Annotated in this window: 26 protein-coding genes and 1 pseudogene; 10 read left to right on the top strand and 17 right to left on the bottom strand. The window is 56.5% G+C overall.

All coding sequences use genetic code 11. The features are described 5' to 3' along the window. The first annotated feature begins 39 nt into the window (after positions 1-39). Positions 40-420: a phosphoribosyl-AMP cyclohydrolase gene (hisI, locus tag ROLI_RS11360; RefSeq protein ID WP_187430043.1), complete on the top strand. Its 381-nt coding sequence runs from the start codon at positions 40-42 to the stop codon at positions 418-420. Here hisI and gluQRS read toward each other — a convergent pair. Genes gluQRS through trmFO form a run of 3 tightly spaced genes read right to left on the bottom strand, consistent with a single transcriptional unit; the run spans position 417 to position 3,265 of the window. Continuing rightward, positions 417-1,277 (bottom strand): tRNA glutamyl-Q(34) synthetase GluQRS, encoded by an 861-nt coding sequence (gene gluQRS / locus ROLI_RS11355; protein WP_187430042.1) that lies wholly within the window; start codon positions 1,275-1,277, stop codon positions 417-419. The two genes, hisI and gluQRS, sit on opposite strands and share 4 nt — an antisense overlap. Beyond that, complete coding sequence (locus tag ROLI_RS11350) at positions 1,274-1,888, bottom strand: class I SAM-dependent methyltransferase (protein ID WP_187430041.1); 615 nt, start codon at positions 1,886-1,888, stop codon at positions 1,274-1,276. Before ROLI_RS11350 ends, gluQRS begins: the two co-directional genes overlap by 4 nt. A 21-nt stretch (positions 1,889-1,909) precedes the next feature. Continuing rightward, the gene (gene trmFO / locus ROLI_RS11345) at positions 1,910-3,265 is read right to left on the bottom strand and encodes a methylenetetrahydrofolate--tRNA-(uracil(54)-C(5))-methyltransferase (FADH(2)-oxidizing) TrmFO (RefSeq protein ID WP_187430040.1); all 1,356 of its coding nucleotides are present in this window, start codon (positions 3,263-3,265) and stop codon (positions 1,910-1,912) included. A gap of 248 nt (positions 3,266-3,513) precedes the next feature. Here trmFO and ROLI_RS11340 point away from each other — a divergent pair, with 248 nt between their 5' ends. After that, positions 3,514-3,942, top strand: a complete 429-nt coding sequence (locus ROLI_RS11340) for a PaaI family thioesterase (protein ID WP_187430039.1) — start codon at positions 3,514-3,516, stop codon at positions 3,940-3,942. Positions 3,943-4,162: 220 nt separating this feature from the next. Here the strand turns inward: ROLI_RS11340 and ROLI_RS11335 are convergent, their stop codons facing one another. Continuing rightward, entirely contained in the window at positions 4,163-4,396 is a 234-nt protein-coding gene (locus tag ROLI_RS11335) for a DUF1127 domain-containing protein (RefSeq protein ID WP_187430038.1), read from the bottom strand. A gap of 93 nt (positions 4,397-4,489) precedes the next feature. Here ROLI_RS11335 and ROLI_RS11330 point away from each other — a divergent pair, with 93 nt between their 5' ends. The 4 genes from ROLI_RS11330 (at position 4,490) to ROLI_RS11315 (ending at position 8,682) form a co-directional block, all read left to right on the top strand. Further along, positions 4,490-5,905, top strand: coding sequence for a PLP-dependent aminotransferase family protein (locus ROLI_RS11330; protein WP_187430037.1), 1,416 nt, complete (start codon positions 4,490-4,492; stop codon positions 5,903-5,905). Between the two features lie 161 nt (positions 5,906-6,066). Next, positions 6,067-6,528, top strand: a complete 462-nt coding sequence (gene rplM / locus ROLI_RS11325; protein ID WP_187430036.1) for a 50S ribosomal protein L13 — start codon at positions 6,067-6,069, stop codon at positions 6,526-6,528. A 2-nt stretch (positions 6,529-6,530) separates the two neighbouring features. Continuing rightward, the gene (gene rpsI, locus ROLI_RS11320; protein ID WP_187430035.1) at positions 6,531-7,019 is read left to right on the top strand and encodes a 30S ribosomal protein S9; all 489 of its coding nucleotides are present in this window, start codon (positions 6,531-6,533) and stop codon (positions 7,017-7,019) included. Positions 7,020-7,182: 163 nt separating this feature from the next. Continuing rightward, positions 7,183-8,682 (top strand): site-specific integrase, encoded by a 1,500-nt coding sequence (locus ROLI_RS11315; protein WP_187430034.1) that lies wholly within the window; start codon positions 7,183-7,185, stop codon positions 8,680-8,682. Here the strand turns inward: ROLI_RS11315 and ROLI_RS11310 are convergent. Together ROLI_RS11310 and ROLI_RS11305 are read right to left on the bottom strand one after the other, a co-directional pair. After that, on the bottom strand, positions 8,679-9,059 hold the full coding sequence (locus ROLI_RS11310; protein WP_222869505.1) for a site-specific integrase: 381 nt from the start codon (positions 9,057-9,059) through the stop codon (positions 8,679-8,681). The genes ROLI_RS11315 and ROLI_RS11310 overlap by 4 nt on opposite strands. Before the next feature lie 58 nt (positions 9,060-9,117). Continuing rightward, a protein-coding gene (locus ROLI_RS11305) for an IS3 family transposase (RefSeq protein ID WP_338469156.1) occupies positions 9,118-10,247 on the bottom strand; the annotation gives its coding sequence in 2 pieces (ribosomal slippage) (positions 9,118-10,001 and positions 10,001-10,247; 1,131 coding nt in all). A gap of 63 nt (positions 10,248-10,310) precedes the next feature. Here ROLI_RS11305 and ROLI_RS11300 point away from each other — a divergent pair. Further along, positions 10,311-10,508: pseudogene (locus tag ROLI_RS11300) on the top strand (transposase domain-containing protein); the annotation flags it as partial. A 527-nt stretch (positions 10,509-11,035) separates the two neighbouring features. Here the strand turns inward: ROLI_RS11300 and ROLI_RS11295 are convergent. From ROLI_RS11295 to ROLI_RS11245, 11 genes are all read right to left on the bottom strand, one after another. Further along, the gene (locus tag ROLI_RS11295) at positions 11,036-11,653 is read right to left on the bottom strand and encodes a TetR/AcrR family transcriptional regulator (RefSeq protein ID WP_187432097.1); all 618 of its coding nucleotides are present in this window, start codon (positions 11,651-11,653) and stop codon (positions 11,036-11,038) included. Beyond that, positions 11,646-12,515 (bottom strand): polyphosphate kinase 2, encoded by an 870-nt coding sequence (gene ppk2, locus ROLI_RS11290; RefSeq protein WP_187432096.1) that lies wholly within the window; start codon positions 12,513-12,515, stop codon positions 11,646-11,648. Before ppk2 ends, ROLI_RS11295 begins: the two co-directional genes overlap by 8 nt. 50 nt (positions 12,516-12,565) lie before the next feature. After that, the gene (locus tag ROLI_RS11285; protein ID WP_187432095.1) at positions 12,566-13,531 is read right to left on the bottom strand and encodes an alpha/beta fold hydrolase; all 966 of its coding nucleotides are present in this window, start codon (positions 13,529-13,531) and stop codon (positions 12,566-12,568) included. 1 nt (position 13,532) lies between these two features. Next, the gene (metA, locus tag ROLI_RS11280; protein ID WP_187432094.1) at positions 13,533-14,450 is read right to left on the bottom strand and encodes a homoserine O-succinyltransferase; all 918 of its coding nucleotides are present in this window, start codon (positions 14,448-14,450) and stop codon (positions 13,533-13,535) included. A gap of 90 nt (positions 14,451-14,540) precedes the next feature. Further along, positions 14,541-15,389, bottom strand: coding sequence for an ATPase (locus ROLI_RS11275; RefSeq protein WP_187432093.1), 849 nt, complete (start codon positions 15,387-15,389; stop codon positions 14,541-14,543). Positions 15,390-15,450: 61 nt separating this feature from the next. Beyond that, positions 15,451-16,377 carry a DMT family transporter gene (locus ROLI_RS11270; protein WP_187432092.1) on the bottom strand — a complete coding sequence of 309 codons (927 nt, stop codon included), beginning with the start codon at positions 16,375-16,377 and terminating at the stop codon, positions 15,451-15,453. 109 nt (positions 16,378-16,486) lie between these two features. Then, the gene (locus ROLI_RS11265; protein ID WP_187432091.1) at positions 16,487-17,608 is read right to left on the bottom strand and encodes an OmpP1/FadL family transporter; all 1,122 of its coding nucleotides are present in this window, start codon (positions 17,606-17,608) and stop codon (positions 16,487-16,489) included. 133 nt (positions 17,609-17,741) lie between these two features. Next, positions 17,742-18,605 carry a DMT family transporter gene (locus tag ROLI_RS11260; protein ID WP_187432090.1) on the bottom strand — a complete coding sequence of 288 codons (864 nt, stop codon included), beginning with the start codon at positions 18,603-18,605 and terminating at the stop codon, positions 17,742-17,744. Positions 18,606-18,974: 369 nt separating this feature from the next. Continuing rightward, positions 18,975-20,354, bottom strand: coding sequence for a 30S ribosomal protein S6--L-glutamate ligase (gene rimK / locus ROLI_RS11255; RefSeq protein WP_187432089.1), 1,380 nt, complete (start codon positions 20,352-20,354; stop codon positions 18,975-18,977). Between the two features lie 230 nt (positions 20,355-20,584). Further along, on the bottom strand, positions 20,585-20,860 hold the full coding sequence (locus ROLI_RS11250; RefSeq protein ID WP_316247508.1) for a hypothetical protein: 276 nt from the start codon (positions 20,858-20,860) through the stop codon (positions 20,585-20,587). Continuing rightward, positions 20,857-21,753, bottom strand: coding sequence for an SPFH domain-containing protein (locus ROLI_RS11245; protein WP_187432088.1), 897 nt, complete (start codon positions 21,751-21,753; stop codon positions 20,857-20,859). Before ROLI_RS11245 ends, ROLI_RS11250 begins: the two co-directional genes overlap by 4 nt. Before the next feature lie 304 nt (positions 21,754-22,057). Here ROLI_RS11245 and tgt point away from each other — a divergent pair, with 304 nt between their 5' ends. From tgt to lon, 3 genes are all read left to right on the top strand, one after another. Beyond that, complete coding sequence (tgt, locus tag ROLI_RS11240; protein WP_187432087.1) at positions 22,058-23,182, top strand: tRNA guanosine(34) transglycosylase Tgt; 1,125 nt, start codon at positions 22,058-22,060, stop codon at positions 23,180-23,182. Positions 23,183-23,279: 97 nt separating this feature from the next. Next, entirely contained in the window at positions 23,280-23,966 is a 687-nt protein-coding gene (locus ROLI_RS11235) for a methyl-accepting chemotaxis protein (RefSeq protein ID WP_187432086.1), read from the top strand. A gap of 197 nt (positions 23,967-24,163) precedes the next feature. Beyond that, complete coding sequence (gene lon, locus ROLI_RS11230; protein ID WP_187432085.1) at positions 24,164-26,575, top strand: endopeptidase La; 2,412 nt, start codon at positions 24,164-24,166, stop codon at positions 26,573-26,575. Positions 26,576-26,722: the final 147 nt, after the last annotated feature.

The following is a 26,722-nucleotide window of genomic DNA, read 5'->3' as shown; positions in this document are numbered from 1 at the left end:
CATAAGTCCTTGTGCCAAAGATGCAAAAAGGTTTTCACAATGTCTGACGCTCTCAAGCCCTTCGATCCTGCCACACTCAAATATGACGGTGCTGGTTTGATCCCGGCCATTGCGCAGGACAGCGTAAGCGGCGAGGTCCTGATGATGGCCTGGATGAACCGCGACGCCGTGGCGCGCACGATGGAGACACGGCGCGTCACCTATTGGAGCCGTTCGCGGCAGGCGTTTTGGGTCAAGGGCGAGAGCAGCGGGCATGTGCAGGAGTTGATTGATGCGCGGGTGGATTGTGACCGCGATTGTCTGCTGTTGCAGGTACGCCAGACCGGACCGGCTTGTCACACCAATCGACGTTCGTGTTTTTACACCGAAGTATCGCAAGGCGTTGAGCGCGAACTGATGAAGCCGGAACCTATAGGTTAACCCAAGCCGATCATCGTTTTGATGTCGGATACGGAATATCCGTCGTCACGATAGGTGCGGATCGCGCGCGCATCATCGCGTTTGGCAAGCCGTTTGCCTGCGTCATCCCGGATAAGGCGGTGATGATGGTATCGCGGCACGTCGAACCCCAGAAGACTTTGCAAAACGATGTGAATCTGCGTCGCGTCAAACAGATCATGCCCGCGTGTGACGGTGGTGATCCCCTGTGCAGCATCATCAACCACGACCGACAGGTGGTAAGAGGTGCCCATGTCGCGCCGCGCCAAAACCACATCGCCGGTGTTTCGCAGGATATGATCCCGCGCCAGCGTTATGTCGCCAGTTTGACCATCCGGCCCCCTGCCGGTTTCCGTAAAGCAGTACTGCGCTTGTCCCAGGGCCTGCGCCATATCCAGCCGCAAGGCGAGATCTGGGGGGCGGGTTTTCGGCCTTGGTTTATCGCGACAAGTGCCGGGGTAGATCAGCCCATCGGGTCCAAAACTCTGCGCCGCGCCCTCCTGTGGCGCAGTGGCGGCGTTCAGAATGTCACGGCGATTGCAGTTGCAGGGATAGAGCAGCCCGTCACGCCACAGCCGGTCCAGCGCGCGCTGATATTCGGAAAGGCGATCCGATTGGCGCATCACGGGTGTTTCCCACTCAAGCCCCAGCCAACTCAGATCCAGATAGATTTGCGCTTCCCATTCCGCGCGGGCACGGGTCTGGTCGATGTCTTCGATCCGCAGCTGGAAACGTCCCCGTTCACGGCTCGCCAGATCAGCGGCAACCCAAGCCGCATAGGCATGACCCAGATGCAGCGGCCCCGTCGGCGAAGGTGCAAACCTTGTGCTAAGAGTCACGCCTTTTCAAGCACGTAGACGTTTGAGTTCAAGTTAATACCAGGCAGATGCGGCCCATGTTCGCAAAACAACAAATGGGCTGCACAGCAATCAGTCCATTCATTGATCCGCCCCTCATTGGCACGGTCTTCAAGCGCGTGATCATTCAGGGAGAACACCAACATCCCCCCCGGACCCAGCGCATGCAACAGCCTATCCAGCAGCGAAATCGGCGCAGCGCCCGCGCCGATCACACCAATGGCGGCGATGGCGGGATATGTGCCTTGCTTGAAAGGCAAGGGGGCATCCGCCTCGATGGCCTGCAAATGACGGTAAAGGCGCTTGGCTCTGGCGTGATCAAGCATCTCCTGAGACAGATCGACACCATCGATTTCAGCAAAGCCCGCCAGTTTCAGTGCCAGACCCGACAGCCCGGTGCCGCAGCCAAAATCCAATATCGGTTGGGTCTGGTCTTTGCTGTACTTGGCAAGTGCCTCAGCACAGCGGCCCGGCGTGGCGTAGCCGTTCTTGGCGACCTCCGCGTCGTAACTCCCGGACCAGTCGTCATAAAGCGAGCGTGTATGATCCGGGTCACGCGCCGCATATACTTTGTCTAAATAACCTTGGGCCATGCCCTATGATAACCGCGTCGCTTATGCCGCGTCCAGTGCCTCTGCCTTTAACCAGGCGTGCCAGGCCGATTTCGCACGATCCGTATAGGCCTTATATCGGTCCTTGCGCCCGCGCCGCCCGCCTTTGAACCCCTCAACGGGAGGAAAGAGGCCGAAATTAACGTTCATCGGCTGGAAGGTCTTGGCCTCCGCACCCCCCGAAATATGCGTGATCAACGCGCCGGTCGCGGTATTGGCCGGGGGGGTGTCCAGCGCAGCCCCGAGGATTTCACTGGCCGCCAGACGCCCCGCCAAAAGCCCCATGGCGGCTGATTCGACATACCCCTCGACACCGGTGATCTGCCCGGCAAAACGGATGCTGGGCTTTGAGCGCAGCCGCATTTGCTGATCCAGCAGCGTCGGCGAGTTCAGGAAGGTGTTGCGGTGGATCCCCCCCAGCCGCGCAAAGCTCGCGTTTTCAAGGCCTGGGATGCTTTTGAACACCTCCGCCTGCGCGCCGTATTTCATTTTCGTCTGAAAGCCGACGATGTTGTAAAGCGTGCCGAGCTTGTTGTCGCGGCGCAATTGCACCACCGCATGGGGCTTCACGTCCGGCTGATGGGGGTTGGTCAGACCGACCGGTTTCATCGGGCCAAAGCGCAGGGTCTCGCGCCCGCGCTCCGCCATCACCTCGATGGGCAGGCAGCCGTCGAAATACCCCGCCGTCTCGCCCTCGTGGAATTCGGTTTTATCGGCCGCCATCAGCGCGTCGATGAAGGCCTCATATTGATCGCGATCCATCGGGCAATTGAGGTAGGCGGTGCGTTCCTCTTCGGTCTCACCCTTGTCATAGCGCGATTGCATCCACGCCTGGGACATGTCGATGCTGTCAAAATAAACGATGGGCGCGATGGCATCGAAAAACGCCAGCGCCTCGGCACCGGTTTCTGCCGCAATCGCCTGTCCCAGCGCGGAAGAAGTCAGCGGACCCGTTGCGATGATCCATTGCCCGTCTTCGGGCAGCTCGGTAATCTCGCCATATTCAACGCTGATGTTGGGATGCGCCATCAAGGCGTCCGTCACGGATTGCGCAAAGGGGTTGCGGTCCACGGCAAGCGCGCCACCGGCGGGCAGGCGATGTTTATCCGCGATCTGCATGATCAGCCCGTTGGCCTGGCGCATTTCCCAATGCAACAACCCCACCGCGTTTTGTTCGTCATCATCCGAGCGGAAGGAGTTGGAGCACACCATCTCGCCCAAAAGCCCGGTTTGATGCGCAAAAGTCCCCACTTTTGGGCGCATCTCGTGGATGACGACCCGCACGCCAAGGTTTGCGGCCTGCCATGCGGCCTCGGATCCGGCCATGCCGCCGCCAATAACATGCAATATCTGTGTCATGAGGATCATTTAGGGCTGCAAGGCGGTGCGTGCAACATAAGCTTGCGGGGTTTTGCAATCAGTTGGACCGCCACCCCGTTTTACGGGCGCGTGGAATTCGGAGGCCTGCGCGCGCAAATACGGGTCGGGTGGGCCGCGACCGGTGGCCTCAAAGCCCTGCGTGCGACTCAAAAGGTCATTTTATGCCAATGCCCGCTTGCTCTTAGCAAGTGTTTGCCACAGTTTTGCGGCACAGATCGGGGGATAAAATGGACGTCAAAATGACCGCTGCGGATATGAGCGCGTTTCTGGATCAGGAATTCGAGCAGGTCAAAGGTGATTTCACCATTGAACATGTTGCCGCCAATCAGGTGACGGTGCGCCTGAACATACAGGAAAAGCACCTGCGCCCGGGCGGCACGGTATCGGGGCCGTCCATGTTTGCGTTGGCGGATGTGTCGGCCTATTTGGTCACGCTTGCAATGATCGGGCCGGAAGCGCTGGCGGTCACGACTAATTGCTCCATTGATTTCATGCGCAAACCCGCCGCAGGCGTCGATTTGATTGCCCATGTGCGCCTTTTGAAACTGGGCAGGCAATTGTCGGTGAGTGATGTGCTTATTTACTCCGAAGGGATGCCCGCCCCGGTGGCGCGCGCCAGTCTGACCTACGCGATCCCGCCTGCAAAAAACGCTTAACGGGTTTGTCTACCCTGGCCGGGTGGGCTCTTGGTGCCAATCACAGGAGCATGAAAAGACGCCGCCATGCCGCAATGGGTCCTGCTGGAGTATCACGGGCGCGCCGTACGGGGCACCGGAATGAGCCAGCATCGCCTGTATCGAAATGCCTGATGTGCGATAAAAAGGGGCCGGGACAAGGCCCGGCCCTAGGAAGAGGTCTGGCTGCGTACCGGGGAGGTTACGCGCGCCAGAACACCTTGGAAGCCTCGCTATGAGCCTGCCTCGGTGTCAGCCCCACATCTTCCAGCTGCCAGACGGTCAGCTGTTTGAGCGCGCGTCGCGTTGCGCGCCGTGTGGCCCATTTGGACACGCAGACCGCAAACTCGAGTGCGACGATGGCCACGGTGGGCATCGTTTTGACCTGCGCAAGATAGGCCATGCTTTCGGGGGAGGGTATCATCGCGTGTGTCATGGGAATCTCCTAAATTGTATTGACACAATATAGCGTATTCGCTATGATGAAGGGATACAAAAATTGATACAAAGGCGCTAGGGAAATATTGTAATGGGTACAATTTGGCGACCGGAATTGGTCGAGGGGCAGGGGCCGAAGTATAAATCCGTTGTAGCGACAATACGTGACGGTATCGACGCTGGCGCATTGAAGATCGGTGAAAAATTGCCGCCGGTCAGGGAATTGGCCTGGCAGCTCAAAATCACTCCGGGCACTGTTGCGCGCGCCTATACAATTCTGACGGATGAGGGCGCGTTGCGTGCCGAGGTGGGGCGTGGGACCTTTGTCGCAAACCCGCGTGCCGCACGGATATCTGATGCGCCGATTGAGATTGATGTGATCCCGCACAGCACAGAAGAGAACAACAACCCCTATAACGTGAGCCTGTTTTCGCCGCATCTGCCTTGCGTCGGGCAGGATAAATTGATCCGGCATCTGATGGCGCAGGTGGCTGCGAACCCACCCTCTGGTGTGATGCATTACCCCAGCCGTGACAGCGCCCGTCCCGCGCGCCAGGCCGTGCTGCGGTGGCTGGAGGGAACGCCTCTTGGCCCGCTGGGGGAAAAAGACATCGTCCTCAGCCAGGGCGGGCAGAACGGTATATTGTTAGTGCTGCAATCCATTCTCGAAGGGCGTAAACCCACCGTGTTGATCGAAGAGCTGGCCTATCCCGGTTTCCGGCGCGTGGCAGAGATGTTGCGCGCCGATGTCGTCCCGGTGCCCATGGATGCGGACGGGATCATCCCCGAGGCGTTGGAGGAGATCACCCGCACGCATGACGCGCAGGTTTTGTGCACATCTCCAGAGGTTCACAATCCAACGGGGGGGTTCACCCCGGTCGCGCGCCGCGAGGCGATTGCAGCAATTGCACGGCGCCACGACATGCAGATCGTCGAGGATGATTGTTACCGGATGGGCGTGAACCGCGCGCCTTCTTACCGGATGCTGGCACCGGAGCGTGGATGGTATGTATCCTCGATTGCAAAGACCATCACGCCTGCGCTGCGTTTTGGTTTTGCCATCGCGCCGGAGGGGAAATGGTCTGTCTTGCGCCGCACGGCGGAGCACAGTTTTTTCGGTCTGGCAACACCGGTGACGGATCTGTGTGGGCTGCTGCTCGCACATCCGCAGATTGATGATCTGACCGAAAAAACCCGCCAAGCGTTTGATAAATATGTTCAAAGCGCGGTGAACATTCTGGGAGGTTACGATCTGAGCTGGCGGGCGGATGTGCCGTTTTTATGGCTGCGCTTGCCCTTGGGCTGGCGGGCAGGAGCGTTTTGTCAGGCCGCTGAGGCGGTCGGAGTGCAGATCAGATCTGCCGAGGAATTCGTCTGCCGCGATGCGCGCGCGCCCCATGCCGTTCGGATGGCCGTCAATGCCGGGGTGTCGATCGAGAGCTTTGAAGCGGCCATGACGCGCCTGTGTCAATTGCTCGACAATCCCCCCGAGCAAATTAGCGTCTAAATTTGGGGTAATATAATACCTATTTCCTAACCTTATGTTTTATATGAAATAAATCGAACGGCCGGCGCTTGACGTGACCTGTCGCTCGTTTATAACGCCCCAATTGAATTGAGGTTGGTGCGATCCCGTGCTGGCCTGTCACCTCAAACGGGGAACCGTCCATGAAAACCTTTTCTGCAACACCCGCAGATATCGACAAGAAATGGATCCTGATCGACGCCGAGGGCGTTGTTCTGGGCCGTCTTGCCTCGATCATTGCACAGCGTCTGCGCGGCAAACATAAACCTTCCTTCACGCCGCACATGGATATGGGCGACAATGTGATTGTCATCAACGCGGATAAAATTCAGTTGACCGGCAAGAAACGCGAAGAGAGCCATTATTGGCATACGGGCCATCCTGGCGGCATCAAGTCCCGCACCAAGGAACAAATCCTGGAAGGTAAGCACCCCGAGCGGATCGTGACCATGGCCGTCAAACGTATGCTGCCAGGCAACCGGTTGAGCCGTCAGGTGATGACCAACCTGCGCGTCTATGCGAGCAGCGAGCATCCGCATGAGGCGCAGAGCCCCGAAGTTCTGGACGTGAAATCCATGAACCCTAAAAACACGCGGAGTGCATGAGCATGGCTGACGAAATCAATACACTCGAAGATCTGGCAGAAGTTGCCGGTATCGAAGCCGCACCTGAAGTCGAGCTGACACCCCGCGAGCCCGTCCGTGATAGCTTGGGCCGTGCCTATGCCACAGGCAAGCGTAAGGATGCTGTCGCCCGCGTCTGGATCAAGCCCGGTTCTGGCAAGGTCACCGTCAATGGCAAGCCGCAGAACGAATATTTCGCGCGCCCCGTGTTGCAGATGATCCTGGCACAGCCGTTTTCGATCACCAACACAACAGGCCAGTTCGACGTGGTTGCCACCGTCAAGGGCGGCGGTCTGTCCGGTCAGGCGGGCGCGGTCAAGCATGGTGTGTCAAAAGCCTTGCAGCTTTATGACCCCTCGCTGCGTGGTGCGTTGAAAGCCGCAGGCTTCCTTACTCGCGACAGCCGTGTGGTTGAGCGTAAGAAATACGGTAAGGCTAAAGCGCGTAAGAGCTTCCAGTTCTCCAAGCGCTAACACCGAACGATCAAAAAACTCAACAATTTCAAACGCCTGCTTCTCGGAGCGGGCGTTTTTTTGTGTTAGCATTTCATTAGCAGGATATTGATTAGACTGACGTTTATGGTTAACGATTTTAGCATAACGATAGCAGCCAAAGCATCTTTTGAGCGGGGTGCGCATGGCGTTTTACGAAGATAGGCAGGAACACTACGGCGGTGCGCTGGTGCTGTTCAGGCGCAATCTGTCTGTGGCTGTGCCGAACGCCAAAACACATCGGGCACGTAACTGGCACATGCGGCTGAAACTAGCCGGACACACAGGCTACGTGACACGCAGCACAAAGCTGGCAAAGTATGAAGAAGCTTATGTGTTTGCGCAGTCTGAGTATCTGCGTTTGCAGCAGGCGGCGCGGCTTGGGCATAGCTTGGACGAGTTCACTTTTGCGCAGCATTGGAACGATTGGTATGAGCGCAACTTGCGCAACGGCACGTGGGCTGCGGACAGAGCGCGCTGGCACAAGATGTATTTCAATCGCTACTTCAAAGACTACTTTTCACATGCCGATGGTACTCCGATGCTGCTGAACGATATCACGCCGCAATTTGCTCACAGCTATTGGGATTGGCGAAAGGCGTATTGGACGAGCGAAAAGGCTGCAAAACTGCGCGACTACAATCCAAAACGTCGCGGCAGCAAGACGCTTGGCACGGCGAACGCCAAGAACACACCTTCACTAAAGACGCTGCTGATGGAACAGAGCGCGCTCAATCAGATATTCTACGATGCTTTTGAGAAAAGGCGGATGCAGCAGGTTTTCAAGCTGAAGGTTGCAGAGCGTGGGCAGGTGCCGAACAGGCGTGCAGGCTTTGACACGGGCAGGGAGTATCACGTGCTTGTGCGCAATTTGCGCAGCTACAGGGACTGTGTAGGGCGTTCTGCTAGCGATGGCTTGAATGCATGGCACAGGCTTCAACGCGCTCAACTATCATACTTTGTGATGTTCTTGCTTCACAGCGGGTTGCGTGTAGGCGAAGCGCGCGAGATGAAGTGGAGCGATGTGAAGCTGGATGAGGTTGTTGAAGACGAAGACGAGCGTATCGCAGAAGTGCGCGTGAGCAAGGCGACGAAGAAAGGGCAAGCGCGCTTTGTGCAGGCACAGCCAAGCGCCAATAAGGCGCTGAAAGAGTGGCAGAAGATGCCGCCATACAACGCGCAAAGTGATTGGGTTTGGTTTGGGCAGAAGAAGGACGCAGATGGTAAAGCGCAGAAGATTGGCGATTTAAACAAAAGCTTTCAGCAGTATCTGCGCGCCATCGAATTTGACGGCAGACAAGACGGCTTGCTCTATGACAGATACGGCGACAGACGCAGCTTGTATAGTCTGCGGCACACGTATGCGACGATGCGCTTGGAGAAGGGCGATGTAAGCGTCTACGATTTGGCGTTGAATATGGGCTGTAAGGTGAAGCAGATTGAAACGCACTATAGTCATGTGGTGTCAAAGCAGCGCAGGCAACAAATCACGCGCACAATGCGCAAGCAGCCCAAAGGCGCATCTTCGGTGGACGTAAAGCTGGATGAAGACGCATTTATCGCAGAAGCGTTGCGGCGCTATAAAGCCGGAGAGCTTGGCGACGAGGCATTTCTGGCTATCGCCAAGTCTAGCGGCAATAGCTAGCCAATAAGCTCTATTGCATTTCTGAGCTTGCTTTCATTGTAGTCGATGTAGCGTTGTGTTGTGCTGATGTTTTCGTGACGAGCTAGAGCTTGGATAACGCGCACATTGACGCCTTTGTCAGCTAGCTCCGTCAGAAACTGCCGTCTACCGCCGTGTGAGCTTGCACCGTTGACATTTGCTAATCCGTAAAAGCGCGCAAACAAGTTGACAATCGTTTGGGCGCTGAAACCCCCGCGCTTAGCGCTGAAAAACAGCGGCGTATCAGGTGTCTTTGTATATTTAGGGTAAGTGGCAGCGTAGTGGGCAAGTGCTTTGCTTAGACGCTTGCTAACCAACACCGTGCATGTCTCGCTGCCTTTTGTTTGCGTAGCCGACAAGTAAATCGTGTCTCTCACGTTGGTCTTGTCGCGGTTGCGTTCCGGTCTCTCAACTCATTTAGGCAGCCTTTCGTTCGAAGGCCAAGGGGCTTTTGCCACCTAATGACGAGTGCCGCCGTCGTGGATTGTAGAACCCATTGATATACTGGAAAATCGCCCCTTCGGCTTTACGCCTGGTTTCCCAGCGGTTGCGCCAAATCAGCTCTGCCTTGAGTGATTTGAAGAACGTTTCAACCATGGAATTGTCGTAGCAGTTTCCCTTACCGCTCATCGAAACTTGGAAGCCGTGTTTAGACAGCCGTTTCTGATAGTCGCCTGAACAATATTGCGACCCGCGATCCGTATGATGCATGCAGCCCTTCGGCGGTTGCCGCAGTGCCACAGCCATATCCAATGCTCGGATCGCCAGATCCCGCTTCATACGATTGCTAACCGCCCAACCGATGACACGACGGGAATACAAATCAAGGATCACTGCCAGATACAACCAGCCCTCACTGGTCCAGATGTAGGAAATGTCATCGGCCCACTTTTGGTTTGGACCATCTGCAAAGAAGTCCTGGCCCAGCAAGTTAGGGGCGATGTTAAACGCATGATTGCTGTCGGTCGTAACCTTGTATTTCTGGGTCCTGATGATTTTGATGCTATTCTCCCGCATTAAGCGGCCCACGCGCCGGTGCCCAACTTGCAGACCCAGTTCTTGCAGTTCTTCGGTCATGCGAGGCCCGCCATAGCTTTGCAGGCTTAAGCGGTGCTGTTCGCGGATATGCGCCAGGATCACCATATCGTCGCGCTGTCGCTGGCTCATCGGGCGGCTTCGCCACGCGCGAAATCCTCGCGACGTAACCTGCATGACGCGGCAAAGAAATTCGACAGGCCATTCTTCTTTCCAGGCGTCGATAAAGGCGAACCTCACCGACTTTGGCCTGCAAAGAAGATTGCCGCTTTTTTTAACACTTCCCTCTCCTCGCGAAGCAACCGAACTTCCTTGCGAAGGCGTTCGTTCTCTTTCTCGACATCCTCGTGAGGACCCGACATCAGGTTGTCATGCTGATGCTTTTGAACCCACTTGTTCAACGTCGAAAGCCCAACTCCTAAATCCGCTGCCGCTTGCGGTCGTGTCAGCCCACTGGTCGTTGCGATGCGTACTGCATCAAGACGAAACTCGTCTGTGTATCTCGGTGCCATTCTCTATCTCCTTCATAGCAAACATTGCTCGAAAGAGACCGGAACTAAAACGTGGCAAGACCACTACAAAGAAAGAACGCTCTCTTCGCAGGTCACGACGCAGGTGCCCGGAACTGGGCCATGATTGCGTCACTTATTGAGACATGCAAATTGAATGGGGTCGAGCCGCACAGCTACCTGAACGGCGTCCTCACGGCCTTCGTCAACGGCCATAAACAGAAGGACATCAACCAACTGCTGCCGTGGAATTACGCCGTATAGGTGGGGTCAAACCAACGCTTACAGAACATCGACAATTGCATCAAGTTCTGCTTGAGACGTTACCTCCGACGGATCGATATATAGCTCAATTTCTTCTTCTGTGAAGAAATGACAATTCATCTTTACTTGGCATAAAAGTATCTCAAGCAAGAAGGATTTCTTATCAGTTATTTCAAATATTTCTAATGCTTGTGTAGGTAGAGGATGCGGCTCTCCATCTACAAAAGTAAGCGGTTATCTTGGAAGAAACAGCGTCTAAAAATACATCCCAATCAGCGGCTGTCGTGTCTCGGACGTAAATTTCTCTCAGACTACCATCCACATAGAATGCCTTCCTGCAATCCTGCCAGTCCATTCGTTGCATTCTTAATCCTTTGGTTCTGCTCGCCCCGAAAGATCGCAATCTGTCTGGCACGAAAGATACGTCAACAACTGTGCAGATTGGTACAACTTGAAATGTCGCTAAGTCCGCGATACCGACATTAACGATTTAATCGTACTTGGAGCGGCCAGCTCAGTAAATTACCTCACGCGTCCGGGTTAATCAGTCCAAGCCCGCGCAGGTAAATCCCAATCCCTGTTTCAAGCAGATCTTCGGGCGGGAAGGGCGACGCACGACCCGGCGAGTTGCGCGCAAACAGCTCAACCACCCCGTGGCTCATTGCCCAGATGTGGGCGGAGAACATCGAGGCGGGCGGGCGTTTGTCTTCGGGGATGTGCTGGCTGAGGTCAGTCGCGGCCTTTTCCAATACACCATTTGCACGCTGGGCGATGGCGGCCAGTTCGGGCGTCCGGTTCACCGAAATGCCGCTCTCAAACATCGCGATATAATGGCCGGGATATTTGCGCGCAAAGGCCAGATAGGCGCGCCCGGTGGCCGAAAACGCCGCCAATGCGGAGGGTTGTCCCTTCTCATAGGCATATTCCATCAGATCGGCGAAGATCTCATACCCCTGAAGGGCGGCTTCGGCGATCAGATCCTCGCGCCCCTCAAAATGGCGATAAACCGCGGCGGGGGTCACACCGGCCTGTTTGGCGGCCTCGGACAGGGTAAACCCCATCGGGCCGCGCGCCTCGATCAGTTCGAGCGCAGCCTCGATCAAAGCCTGTCGTAAATTACCGTGATGATACCCGCGTTTAGGCATCCCAGATGTCCGGACCACCGCAGAGGGTTGTGTCGATTTCGCCAATGGCGTGCGGGTTCTTATTGTCATAATCCAGCCCGTGCAGGACGGTGCGGATGGTGTTGAGCCGGGCGCGACGTTTGTCATCCGAGCGCACAATTGTCCAAGGGGAGACATCATTATGGGTGCGTTTCAGCGTCTCGCGGATGGCATCGCTGTAGGCGTCCCAGCGTTTGAGCCCCTCGACGTCGATCCAGCTGAGCTTCCATTGCTTGAGCGGGTCGCTTTCGCGTTTCAACAGGCGGCGCAATTGTTCCGCGCGCCCCACGTTCAGCCAGAATTTGAACAGATGAATTTTGTCATCCACCAGCAATTCTTCGAAGGGTGTCACCTGCCGGAAGAATTGCGCCCGTTCTGCATCGGTGCAAAAATCAAAGACTTTTTCGACTACACCGCGATTGTACCAACTGCGATCAAAGAACACCATTTCGCCCGCACTTGGCATATGGGTTGCATAGCGCTGGAAATACCACTGGCCTGCTTCGGTTTCCGTAGGTTTGGTCAGGGCGACGATCCGTGCGCCACGCGGATTGAGGTTGGCGCGGAAACGACTGATGGTGCCCCCTTTGCCCGCACCGTCGCGGCCCTCGAAAACGATGGCGATACGCGCGCCGCTTGTTTTTGTCCAGGCCTGCATTTTGACCAATTCGATTTGCAATGCGGCGAGCTGTTTTTCGTAAGGCTTGCGCGCCAGACGGTCCCCATGCGGGTATGTCGTGGAAAGAATATCCCCCTTATCCGACCGCTTGATCGCATCGCGGACGTCTTTTGGGGCTTCGGTTTTGAAAAACTGGCTGATCGCACCGTCAAAGGGCAAATCCATTGGGGGCTCCGCGTAACTGTTTCTGTAATCTATATGGGATGTTAACGGCCTTAACGCAAACCCGCGCGCGTGGTGGCACGCTCAATGGCCGCAACAACCTGCTCAGGCGCGGCGTGGTGTGGCATGTGTCCCACACCCTCAAGCCGCGTGAGTGTCGCATTGGGCAGCAGTTCCGCAAGGGGTTCGGAGTGGATGCGCAGCCCGACGGTGGTATCGGCGGTTCCATGCAATAATTCAACAGGCATCAAAAGGTCAGGATATTGTTTCGACATTTCAATAATATGTGGGCGCAGGTTGTTGACCTGTTGCGCATTGGCACGCAGTGTTGCGCGGCGCAGGCTCATGTCGGGGCCGATGTGATCCAGATACCCATCGGGCATAGGTTGCGGGGCAAAGATAGACTTTACGGTGGTTTCAATTCTGGAATCGGGCGTGAAGGCGGTGATCAGGGGGACGACAAATAAACTGCCGGGTAGGGAGGAGTTTACTTGATAAAGCGCGCCCAACTCGCCCTCCCAGGGCATGGAGGCGGCGGCCAGTAACACCAGCGCTGCGGTGTCTTCCGGGCGTTCCAGCGCCCAGGCCAGCGCAACCGCGCCGCCAAAAGAATGGCCCACAACAATCGGGCGCGTCACGCCGACCGTATCGGCCGCAGCCTGCAAAAGCCGTGCCTGAAGCGCCGGGGGTTCGGCCGCGATACTCCAGGCCCCACCGAAGTCCGGTTCGGGGCGGGTCGTCCACCCCAAACCGGGACGGTCCAGCGATATGACGCGGTAGCGGTCTTTCAACCGGTCCACCAGATCAAAGGTATAATCGCGCAGCGACCCGCTGGCCCCGTGGATCAACACCACGTCCGGGCCGGTGCCTTGCACATGCAGATGGACTTTCGTACCATCAACCTCGACGATTTGCCCAACGGGCGGATAGGCCCGTTCTGCCTGCGCCTCACGCGCACCGGCACGCCATTGTACGAGCGCAATCAGCCCAAGAGTCGCAAGCAGGGCGATGATCACCATCTTAGGTCCCAATGCGCGACATCTCGAAGGGCGTGGATTGATAGATTTCATTGATCCAGTTGCCATAAAGCAGATGCGCGTGACTGCGCCAGCGGTTCAGCGGCGTTTTTGTGGGATCATCATCCGGGTAGTAGTTTGCGGGCAGGGTGATCGCCGTGCCATCGGTCACATCGCGGTCATATTCCTGTTTCAGCGTGTCGCGGTCATATTCGAAATGATTGAAGATATAGAGCGCGCGGTGCGCGGCATCCTCGACGAGACAAGGACCGACATCATCGCTGCCCAGCAAGGTTTTGAGACCCGTTGTGGCATCAATTTCGCTTTGACGCATTTCTGTCCAGCGCGACACGGGGATCACGCAATCATCTGAAAAGCCACGCAAATACGGCGATGCGGGCGCAAGATTGCGATGCCGGAAACAGCCGAACGCCTTGGCGTCCAGCATATGTTTATCCACGCCGTGGAAGTGGTTGATCATCGCCATCCCGCCCCAGCAAACGCCAAGGGTGGAATGTACGTTGCTTTGGGTCCAGGCCATCACCTCGCGCAATTCGTCCCAATAGGTGACATCGCCAAAAGCCAGATGTTCGATCGGCGCGCCGGTGATGATCAACCCGTCAAACTTCTCCTCGCGCACCTCCTGAAAGGGGCGGTAAAAGCTCGCCATATGCTCGGAGGCGGTATTTTTGGTCTTATGTTCGGACATGCGGATCAGGCTCAATTCGATCTGCAAGGGCGTGGCTCCGATGAGACGCGCAAATTGCGTCTCGGTCTGGATTTTCTTGGGCATCAGGTTCAACAGGGCAATGCGCAGCGGGCGAATGTCCTGCAAGGCGGCCTCGCCCTCGTCAAGCACCATCACCCCTTCGCGCGTCAGCACGTCATAGGCAGGCAGGTCGGAGGGTATTTTGATGGGCATGGTTCATTTCCAGATCGTCTTCAGGCAAAGCAGATAATGCGTTGGGTGCGTGGTCTCAAGGGCGGGCGTCTCACGCTTGGGTGACGCGCGTTACAGGCAGGTCGCAATCAAATCCTCGAAATCCTGCGGTTTCTTTAGCTGTGCCACCTGATCCGCCGTCACTGTCACACCCCAGCGCGACATCGCCTCGTAACGCGGCTGGCGGTGGGCAAGGGCGCGCGCATAGGTGAAGCGGATAAAATCATCAGGGTTAACGTCCCCTTCAAGGCATTTGTTTTTATTAAGATATTCTTCCCAAACCTCGAGCAGAAATGCAGGTTGATAGGCCATGGGTTTGGGCGCGCGGTCAAAGCGGCGGATCAACTCTTCTGTGTGCGCATCATCGCCCTTGATCCAGACCAGCAGGCAATGCGCGGACAGATCCCGCATCAGCGCATCGTGATCGTCATCCGCCTCAACCCATTCACAGATCGACCCGCCGCTGTCACATATAAAATGCGGATACCCATAAAGCGCCTCGGCGCGCTGTGCGAAATGCGCCGTATCATAGAGCGCGGATATCTCCGACGCACGGAATTGTTCCTGCCGGCGGGCATATTCCGCCATCGCCAGCCCGCCCTGGACCGGATTACCAGGTTTGCCGAGGTACGTAGCGACGGGCGCGAGATTGTCAAAGGTGATGTTGGAGCCGATATAGATGCTGTCGCTCATCAGAAGGTCCCGCAGAAAGGGCACCTTCATCGCTTCGGTCTTGGCATTATCGGCGATATATTCGCCCATGTACCGCGTGCCGATCCGGTAATCGATGGAGTAGTGAAACCAATGCCCGCTGGCGCGCAGCAGGTTGGACATATGGGTCTTGCCCAGACCGGACATGCCGTAGACCAGCACGGATTTACGCGGGGCGGCACGCCAATGCGCGGCGGAGGAATAGAGCATGGCACATGTCCTGATGGAGATCGGATGGACGACTCCTAGCCGCGTGCTGCGGGGGGGTCAATCAATCAGCCGGGGCGGTCATCGAACGGCGCAGGCCATGCCAGACCCGCCCGTCCAGAACGATCAGACCAAGGGCGAGCAGCGCAAACCCCGCGTAGGCGTTGGGATTGAGGGTTTCGCCCAAAATCAACGCGCCAAGGGTGATGGCTACCGGCGCGATCAGCAGCGTCACCAGCAGAAGGTTACCGCTGCCGGCACGCGCGAGGACGAAATAGTAAAGCAGATAGGCCCCGGCGGTGGCGATCACGGCGTAATAGGCGATGGCGAGCATGGTATCGGGTTGCAGATCGAACCGGATGGGACCCTCAAAGACAAGCGCGAGGGGAAGGGTGATCAGCGTCGAGCCCGTTAGCATCCCGGCGGCGGCGACTTGCGGCGCGAGCCCGCTGAGCGTTTTGCGCGCCCAGACACCGGCCAGCGCGTAGGAGATCGTGCCGCCCAGCACGGCAAGCTGCGCCAGCGAGCGCAGGTCAAAATCGCGCAGGTTTTCGAGGCCGATGGCCGTGGCGACACCGGCGAACCCCAGGGTGACACCGATGGCCTTGCGCGGGCTGAGCCGTTCATCGGCAAAGAAGACGGCGGCGAGCAGGACACCAAAAACGGCTGTGGCCGCGTTGAGGATGGAGGTCAGCCCGCTTTCAATGTGCAATTGGCCCCATGCCATCAGGCCGAAGGGGATGACGTTATTCAGCAGGCCCATGATGAAGAAAGCCCCCCAGACGCGCGGGTTGCGGGGAAGGGGGAGGCGCATGGCGGCGATCACCGCCCAAAGCACCAGCATGGCCCAGAAGGTACGATGCGCCACGGCGGTCAGGGGTCCGATTTCATCAAGTGCAATGCGGATGGACACAAAAGACGCGCCCCATATCAGCGCCAACAGTAGCAGGGCGGCCCATGCTTTTGCAGAGATGCTTGTTTGTTCAATCATTCCGACACCTTATCGGGGTGTGTGTGCATCAGCCACCCGGATCATGCGCAAAAGAAAAGCCCCCGCGCGCGGATGCAGGCGGGGGCTGGTGATGCGGGAATCGTAAGGATCAGAAGCTATATCCGACCTTTACGCCAATCGCGAGTGCATCATTGTCGTTGAAAACCGTGCTTGGTGTGCCTTGGACAGCGGTCGTCGTGTCACCGATCCTCAAGTACTTGATGCCGGTTGTAATTTTCATTTTGCCCTGGGTGTAGATGACGGCGAGACCAATGCTCTCCCCGCCATCCGCTGGGCCAAGGTTGGTAAACAGGCTTCCGGTGTTCTTTTCATAGCCAACGGAGGCGGCAAGCGACCAGTTTTCGTTCAGGCGACGGCCGACACCGAGCGTATAGGTCGTGGTGTCATCTGCATAGCTGAGCAGGGGCTGACCAGCGATTAGCGAGGAGGCATAACGCTCAGGTGACAGTTCAAAGTCGGACCAGTCCACCCAGCGGATGCCGCCAAACACAATCGTATCCTCGGCAACCCCGGTCTGAAACGCGAGATTGACCGATTGCGGCGTTTCAAAATCCGCGACGCTTCCCGGAAACACGGTGGCTCCGTTGTTGATCGATTCAAGAACATCGTTGGAGTGAGAAATTTCTGAGCTGTAGGTCAGAGAGACCCGAAGGGCGATTTCGGGGCGTTCATAGGCAACGCCAGCAACAAGACCCAAGCCCCAGTCCCGATCCGCTTCGACATCATAGCCGCGTGCGAAGCCGATTTTTGCGCTGGCTTCCGTGGCCTGAAGACGCGGACCGCCATAGACGGAAAATCCACCCTGAAAATTGTATTGAAACAGCGTTGTGATGGCGAAGGAGTCGAAAGTGGCATTTGATCCTTGAGCGAAATATCCAGTGCCAGCAGGATATTCGACCTCTGCCTTGAAGGGCTGGTCCAGAATGATCGCATAAGACCAGACCTCGTTCAGATCTGCTTTATAGGCGGCGCCAAAATTGAAGTTACTGACCCCGATGTCACCCGATTGTCCTCCTGCCGGAAAGGTAGCCCCGAGCGCGCGGGTACTTACCCCTTTTACATCCGGTGAAATACTGCCTAGGCTGAACTCACCATAGCGTCCCGTCTCAAACAATACGTCCACGGACTGGCCAGTACGATCCAGCGCACCGGCATGGGCGCTTCCAGTTGCAAGGCATAGGGCGGCGGCACTTGTCAGATATGTTCTCATTATTCTCCTCCCCAGAAGATGCGCCTGAATAGGATGATGCGGGTTTGCGGATCAGGCGAGCGCAGGTAAGCACCATTACAATTTTCGTCAATTAATGACGCTGAGTAACACTGCCGTGTGACCTGACGTAAAATCAATTCTTTTGACGGGTTTCGGCGAGGATATTGAGATAATTGCCGGTAAAAATGATCAATGCGCCAAAAATGACCCATATATCCAATGGTTCGCCGTAAAGCAGCATGCCAACAACGGCGATGGCCGGCAGGCGGATAAAGTCGATGGGCACGACCACGGTTGCCGGTGCAATCGACAGCGCGTTGGTCATACAGTAATGCGCCATAAGGCCTGCCGCCCCAATGGCCATGACGAAGGGCAGGGCACCCGCGGAGGGCAGGGCGATATAACCGTCATACCCCGCGGCCACGATCCCAAAGACCAATTGCATCGTTGTGAGGTAAAACAGGATGCAAGTGATGCCCTGCGTGCGCGTCAAACGTTTGGTGAACATGATCGTCAGTGCAAAGAAGATCGCGCTGGAAGCCGCCGTGATGACCCCGGCGTTGATCCCGGCCATGTCCGGGCGTGCGACGACCAGGATGCCGATAAATCCCATCACAGCCGCCAGTGCGCGCGCACGCGTGAGCCGTTCACCCAGCAAGAGCGGCGAGAGCACGATGACCCAGATCGGCGAGGTAAATTCAAGCGCAAAGACCTGTGCCAGAGGGATCACGGTCACCGCGTAGAACCACAGATTCTGGCCCGTGAAATGCGCCATATTGCGGATCAGCTGCACGGGCATGTTGCGCGTGTTGATCTCGCGCCAGGTGCCGGTCAAACCCGCAAGTGAGACCACGATAATCACGCCAAAGAGGCTGCGGTACATCATGATCTCGAAAGTATCGAGTTCCGCGCCAAGCTCCCGCCCCAGGACGGCCATGGTGGAAAACGACGCGATAGACCCTGACATCCAGAACGCGGCTCTCAGCGTTGTGCTCATGGGGCCGCACTCTCGGGAGTGCTTGCGGGATCAATCTGGGTGCTGCGTGTCATTCCCGCTTGAGGGTCCGTTGATCTGGCCAGGCACTGGCTTTGGCAAAAATGATTTTTCCGCTCCCTGAATGCCGCTGAAGACGCCGTCAAACCGTTCTTGATTTGAAATCACTGGCTTTTTTGCCTTCATATTGGCACCGTATATTCAGGGCCTGTTGATATTCAATCCAATTCTCCAAGCCTTTGGAATAAACGCCTCTGGAATAAACAACGTCCTTTGTAAAACGAGTGGGCCGGGTTCTGCTCGCGGCAAAATCCGTAAGACCACCTGGCAACAGCACGGGCGCGGCGCAGGTTGGCCGTGACGCCCGTGACGTCAAGGGCGTCTTTTGCGTGAGGGTTGCGGGCGGACACGCGCTTCGATCTCGTCATAGAGCTTGCCGACGATGTCCTTGCCCGTGGCCTTCTCGATCCCCTCAAATCCGGGAGAGGAGTTCACTTCCAGGACTTTCGGACCCGCCTCAGAACGCAACAAATCCACGCCCGCTTTGCCGAGCCCGAAGGCCCGCGCGGCGCGCAGGGCGGTCTCGCGCTCCTCCTTGGTGATGCGCACCACCTTGGCCGACCCGCCACGGTGGAGGTTGGAACGAAAATCCCCCTCTGCCCCGGTGCGTTTCATGGCCGCCACGACTTTGCCTGCCACGACCAGGCACCGAATGTCCTCTCCGGCGGCTTCCTTCACGAAATCCTGCACCAGAAAGTTGGCCTTGAGCCCGCGAAAGGCGTCGATCACGGATTCGGCGGCCTTTTTGGTTTCGGCCAGAACAACGCCCTTGCCCTGTGTGCTTTCCAGCAGTTTCACAATCAGCGGCGCGGTGCCGACCAGACCCATGAGATTGGATGTGTCTTTGGGGGAGGCGGCGAAGGCCGTGGTCGGCATGCCGATTTTCTTGGAGGCGAGCACCTGATGGGCGTGCAATTTATCGCGCGACGCGGTGATGCCGGCCGATCCGTTCACGCAATAGGTGCCGATGGTTTCAAACTGTCGGATGACGGCGGTGCCATAGGGCGTGATCGACGCGCCAATGCGTGGGATCACCGCATCATAACGCGGCAGGCGCTTGCCATCATAATGCACCTCGGGAGACATCGCGTTAATCGCCATATAGCAGCGGGTTGTGTCGATTACTTCGACGGCATGTCCGCGCGCCTCCCCGACCTCCACCAGACGTCGCGTGGAATAATTATCTTCGCGGCTGAGCACGGCGATGCGCAGCGCGCGTTTGGGGGCGCGACTTTTGAGGTCTGCAGTGTGATAGACGTCATAGCTGAGGTCAGGTTGCAGACGTTTTTCGGTGGGCGAGATGGAGATATGATCGTTCAGCGCCTGGCGCCCCAGCAACATCCGTGAGGACATTGTGCCGCGATTGGTCAGGGTGATTTCGATGGGCCAGCTTTGATCCGCCACCGCCAGCGTTGTGGAGATGACAAAGCGTTGCTCGGTCTCGCCATTCGAGGATGTAATTTCGCGCCGGTCCACGAGGGGGGCCGAGCAGATGATCGAGACATCTTCGCGCCCTGGCATGGGGTGAATACTGAACCGGACCTTTGGGGTCTTGGTTGTGCCGAAAACCTCGATGTCATCCGCATGCAAAGCGGATGTACGCGCGCCGGTATCCACCTTTGCCTTGATCGCGGGCAACCCCAGATCGGGCAAAGCGATCCATTCTTCCCAACCAAAAGTCAGCTTTTCCATGTTTAACCTTCCCTGTTGATCTCCGGGGTAACAGGTGGGTTCGGTGATCTCAACCGCTCGCGCGACTGATCAGGATGCAGCAAAAAGCGCCGCGACCTGTGGCGGGTCGTCAAAATGGCCGATTTCTGCGTCAACTGTGTTTGAAAGTTCTGGCCATTTTTGCGCTCTCTGGCCTGGAACCGAGCAATTTTGGAGCGAAACGTATGGCGCAATGTGAATGCCCACAGGCTCTAATTGTCGTTGATATCTTCATGTACGACACGGGCACCGCTGGATTGGCTGCGAAAGAGCATGCGTAAGGCGATCCAGGCCAGCAGGGATAGTCCGGCAAAGATCGCCAGCAGCGCAGGGGCGGCCAGACCCGGTGCCACCAGCACCAGTGCAACCATTGCCAATGCACCGAGGGCAAACCCCAAGAATATGAACCCCGGCACCAGCACCTCGATCACGGCCAGCACAAGGGCCGCCGCCATCCAGACCCACCACAGATCGGCCAGCCCACTCACGTCACGCGTCCCTTGAGGAGCTTGAACGCATCGCCAAAGGCTTCGATGGCCTGTGCTGGAACCAAAATGGTCTGCTTGCCCTCACCCGCCCCCAGCGCGTTGAGCGCATCAACTTGTTTCAGGGCGATCTGGTATTGCGCCGCCTCAAGCCCGTTTTCATTGATTGCATGGGCGACAACCTGCGTCGCATAGGCCTCTGCATCCGCGAGAATCCGTCGCGCCTTGGCGGTTTGTTCAGACGCATAAAGCTCCGCATCCGCCGCCAATTCCACAGCCCGTTTGGAACCTTCGGCCTCGGTGACCTGTGCGCGGCGCGCGCGTTCCGCGTTCAATTGCTGCAACATCGCATCGCGGGTCGCCTGATCCAGGTTCACATCCAGAATTTCGGCGCGCGTCACTTCGATGCCCCAGTCATCAACCTGGCTTTCGACGAGTGATTTGATTGTCGTGATGAGTTGAGAGCGGTTGGATTGCACCTCATCCAGGTCCATCTTGCCGATCTCGGCCCGCACGATCCCCGCGACAGTCGTTGCAATCGCCGCATCCACATCCCGGATTCGATAGACGGTTTTTTCCGGTTCCGTGATGCGATAGAAAACGGATGTTTCCACCTGCACCAGGACGTTATCCTTGGTGATCGCATCCTGGCTGGCATTGGGCAATTGCCGCTCCAGGATCGAGATTTCATGCGCGACGCGGTCAATGAAGGGCACGATCAGATTGATGCCGGGTCCAAGCACCGCGCGCAGCCGGCCAAAGCGTTCAATCACGTATTTTTCCGATTGCGGCACGATCTTGACCGCCTTGACCGCGAGAATGATGAGCAATGCCGCCAGCAACAGATATACCAACGAGCTTTCGATCGCAGACAGGATGAGGGTTTCGATTTCCACGTGGGCCAGTCCTTATTTTAACGCCGCTGTTGCTGATGTGATCCTTGAACAGCTCAATTGCAACAATTGGGCGGATATTTTGCGATTTGGATGAAAACAAGATGAACGCCAAAAGGGCCTGTGTTGAAGACCGGCGGCATGGGTTTGTCCGGCCCAAAAACCCGCGCGCTTCTGCCTGCCAAAGGCGAGACATGGCGCGCGCTGGTGTGATGTCGGTCGTGCTTGGGTCGCCATTTGCGCCCGTTGTCCAAATGATCCGTCGAGAGGGTTGGAAATCGCGTGGTTTTGCGCCAAAGGAACCCTCATGAGATTTAGCTTTGATTTGAACGCCACAGATGGCAAGGCCCGCAGCGGGATCATTTCCACGCCGCGCGGCGAGATCCGCACTCCTGCTTTCATGCCGGTCGGAACAGCTGCGACCGTCAAGGCGATGATGCCGCATTCCGTGCGCGAAACAGGTGCCGATATCCTGTTGGGCAATACCTATCATTTGATGCTGCGCCCCACGGCGGAGCGGATTGATCGGTTGGGTGGTTTGCATAAGTTCATGAATTGGGAGCGTCCGATCCTGACAGATTCGGGCGGGTTTCAGGTGATGAGCCTGGCGGCGCTGCGCAAACTCACTGAAAAAGGCGTGACCTTCAAAAGCCATATTGACGGCTCCAAACATGAAATTACGCCGGAACGATCAATGGAGATTCAGCGACTTTTGGGCTCTGACATCGTCATGTGCTTTGATGAATGTCCCGCACTTCCGGCGGATCGTGATGCCATTGCACAAAGCATGCGCCTGTCGATGCGGTGGGCGGCGCGGTCGCGTGACGCTTTTGGCGACCGACCCGGACATGCGTTGTTCGGGATTCAACAGGGCGGTTTGGAGCGTGATTTCCGCAGCGAGAGTGCGCAGGCGCTGATCGACATCGGCTTTGACGGATATGCTTTGGGGGGGCTGGCCGTGGGGGAAGGCCAGGCGGCGATGTTCGACGTGCTCGATTATGCCCCTGACATGCTGCCACAGGACAAACCGCGGTATCTGATGGGGGTCGGCAAGCCGGATGATATCGTCGGGGCCGTGGCGCGCGGGGTCGATATGATGGATTGCGTTCTGCCCAGCCGGTCGGGACGCACCGGGCAGGTTTTCACACGGCGCGGCGTTGTAAACATCAAGAATGCACGTCACGCCGATGATCCGCGCCCGCTGGATGAAGGGTGCCGATGCCCGGCCTGTCGCAGCTATTCGCGTGCCTATCTGCATCATGTGTTTCGCAGTCAGGAGATTATCTCCTCGATGCTGCTGACCTGGCATAATCTGACCTATTATCAGGACCTGATGGCCGGGATGCGGGAGGCCATTGCCCAAAAGCGTTTCGCAGCCTGGCAAAGTGATTTCGAGGCGGGCAGGGCGCAGGGTGACATCGAACCAATGTGACGCGATCGGCAGCTTTTTTTCGCGTAACCGGCGTGCGATTAACGCGAGTTTAACTTCATGTCCCCTAGAGATAGGGCCTAGGAACGGAGTTGCATTGATGTCCCTCAAAACGAAGACTGCGGAGGCCGAGAAAGGTCCCTCGCTGGACCACACCCTTCATGACACTCAGACCAAGATTGCGCCGGTGCGCTTGGCTGCTTTACAGATTCTTATCCACAACATGGAGCAGAGCACCGAACAGGGCAGTAATGTCACGGCAGAAGACTTTATGGACGCGCGCGATAAGTTGAAAATTGGTTACGATGCGGCGAAGGGGCTTAAAAATCTCCTTCTGACAGCGCATGATTTGAAATTCCCCAAAGGTCTTGCCGAAAACCTTGACAGCCTTGTCGCCGCGCTGGAAGAAATTGTGCGTATCACCGGCCGATGCACGTCCGAAGACGGTGTTATCAAGGGATTTCAACCAGGTGCGCATATGTATGATCTTTGCTGTACGCGCATTGCCAAAGGCGTGAACTCTTTCAACGAAGATTTTCGAACCTTCGTTTTGGAATTGAACGACAAGGGAAAAGCGGACGCATTTGATCGGACGAGTGTCATTGCTGTTGAAATTGGGCAGATTGGGCGAGTCATAAATATGGTGGCGACGAATGCGTCGATTGAGGCAGCACGTGTCGGTGATGCTGGCAAGGGTTTTGCGGTCATCGCTGACGAAGTAAAAGTATTGTCGTCGCGGGTCTCTGCGCTGTCGGTGTCATTGACGGATCGCTTGCATGTAAATTGAGGTGTTTTGTCCAGGCTTTTCATTGAATTGAAGGCTTGTGATTCCGCGGTCCAATGTCCATGCTGCGGGCAACAAAACCAACGGCAAGGTTGATTTCGTGGGGTGATCGCCCCACCTGTATCTTTCGAGCCTGGAGATGGGCGAGTGTTGCTGCATATGCGGGACCAGAACCATCTTGCCAAAAACAAGGAAAGAGCATGCAAGAGCCTCTGAACGCCTCCTACCCCGTCCTGCCGCTGCGCGACATCGTGGTATTTCCTCACATGATTGTGCCGCTGTTCGTTGGGCGCGAAAAATCTGTCCGCGCTCTCGAAGAAGTCATGTCTGATGACAAGCAGATATTGCTGTCCAGTCAGATTGATCCCGGTGTGGATGACCCGGACAGTGATGGTATCTACAAGGCCGGGGTGCTGGCGAATGTCCTTCAGCTGCTTAAGTTGCCGGATGGAACTGTTAAGGTTCTTGTGGAAGGGCAAGCGCGCGTCCGCATCACCGAATACATCGAGAATGACAGCTTTTTTGAAGCTCGCGCGGAATACCTTACCGAAATGCCGGGCGACATCGCAACGACAGAGGCCTTGTTGCGCACCGTATCTGATGAGTTTGAGCGCTATGCCAAAGTGAAAAAGAACGTGCCGGAAGAGGCTTTAGCAGCGGTTGGCGAGTCGGGTGAACCTGCGAAACTTGCCGATTTAGTTGCGGGTCATTTGGGTATTGAGGTGAACCAGAAGCAGGATCTGCTGGAAACGCTCAGCGTTTCTGAGAGGCTCGAAAAAGTTTACGGCCTGATGCAGGGCGAAATGTCTGTTTTGCAGGTTGAGAAAAAGATCAAGACACGCGTGAAGTCACAGATGGAGCGCACGCAGCGCGAATATTATCTTAACGAGCAAATGAAAGCGATCCAGCAGGAATTGGGCGACGGCGAAGACGGCAAAAACGAGGTCGCCGAACTGGAAGCCAAGATCGCTGCAACCAAGCTCAGTAAGGAAGCGCGTGAAAAGGCTGATGCCGAGATCAAAAAGCTAAAGAATATGAGCCCGATGTCTGCCGAAGCGACCGTGGTGCGCAACTATTTGGATTGGATGCTAGCGATCCCTTGGGGCGTTAAATCTCGCGTCAAAAAAGACTTGGGACGCGCGCAGAAAGTGTTGGATGACGACCATTTTGGTCTCGAAAAGGTCAAGGAACGGATTGTCGAGTATCTGGCTGTGCAGCAGCGTTCGACCAAGTTGAAAGGCCCGATCATGTGCTTGGTCGGCCCACCCGGCGTCGGTAAAACATCACTGGGCAAATCCGTGGCCAAGGCGACGGGGCGTGAGTTTATCCGTATCAGCCTCGGCGGCGTGCGGGATGAATCCGAAATACGCGGCCACCGCCGGACATATATCGGTTCCATGCCGGGCAAGATCATTCAAGCTTTGAAGAAAGCAAAAACGACTAATCCACTGATTTTGCTTGATGAAATAGATAAGATGGGTCAGGATTTTCGGGGTGATCCCGCGTCTGCGATGCTCGAGGTTCTGGATCCCGAACAGAACTCCACATTTGTAGATCATTATCTCGAGGTGGAATATGATCTTTCTAACGTTATGTTCCTGACGACTTCCAACAGCTACAACATGCCCGGTCCTCTGCTGGATCGCATGGAGATCATACCGCTGGCGGGTTATACTGAAGACGAAAAGCGCGAGATCGCATTACAACATCTCGTGCCCAAACAGATCAAGAATCACGGTCTCAAGGCTAAGGAATTTGCGATTGAAGACTCTGCAATCACAGAGATGATCCGCACCTATACGCGCGAGGCAGGCGTTCGAAATCTGGAGCGTGAAATCGCGAAGGTTGCTCGCAAGTCATTGACCAAAATCATCAAAAAAGAGGCGGAAACGGTTGCGGTCACGGATCAGAACATTGATGATTTTCTTGGCGTTAAGAAGTTCCGCTATGGGCTTGCCGAAAAAGAGGATCAGATTGGTGTTGTGACGGGGCTCGCCTATACTTCGGTCGGCGGTGAGTTGTTGAGCATTGAGGCGCTGCGCTTGCCGGGCAAGGGTCGGATGAAGACAACGGGCAAGCTGGGCGATGTGATGAAGGAATCCATTGATGCGGCATCAAGCTATGTCCGCTCTATAAGTCCACAAATTGGCGTGAAGCCGCCGACCTTTGACAAGATCGACATTCACGTTCATGTGCCGGACGGTGCGACCCCGAAGGATGGGCCAAGCGCTGGGCTCGCGATGGTCACGTCGATCGTATCGGTCTTGACAAAAATTCCGGTGCGAAAAGACATCGCCATGACGGGTGAAGTGTCGCTGCGCGGCAACGCAATGCCGATCGGTGGGCTTAAAGAGAAACTGCTCGCAGCCTTGCGTGGTGGCGTCAAAACCGTTCTGATCCCGGAAGAGAATGCAAAGGATTTACGTGAAATCCCGGATAACGTGAAAGAGGGGTTAGAGATTATCCCGGTCGATCATGTGTCTGAAGTGCTAAGGCATGCGCTGGTCCGGGCACCGGAAGCGATCGAGTGGGATCAGGAAGCCGAAGAGGCTGCGGCTGCAGCAAGTCTGGCAAAGTCGTCAGATTCTTCGGATGCTGCCACCGCACATTGATGCGGCTGGTCTGAAAAGGATAAAGGGGGCGCGTATCGCATGCGCTTCTTTCTTCAAAGCCGACAGTTAGCAACTGGCAACAGTTTCACAAAGCCACATCTGTTGTTTTGCTCGTTTTGACATTGGAAAGGCGCAAGTGCTGCGCCA

The organism is Roseobacter fucihabitans, assembly GCF_014337925.2.
Taxonomy (GTDB): Bacteria; Pseudomonadota; Alphaproteobacteria; order Rhodobacterales; family Rhodobacteraceae; genus Roseobacter; species Roseobacter fucihabitans.
This window is presented reverse-complemented; position numbering and strand designations above follow the sequence as displayed.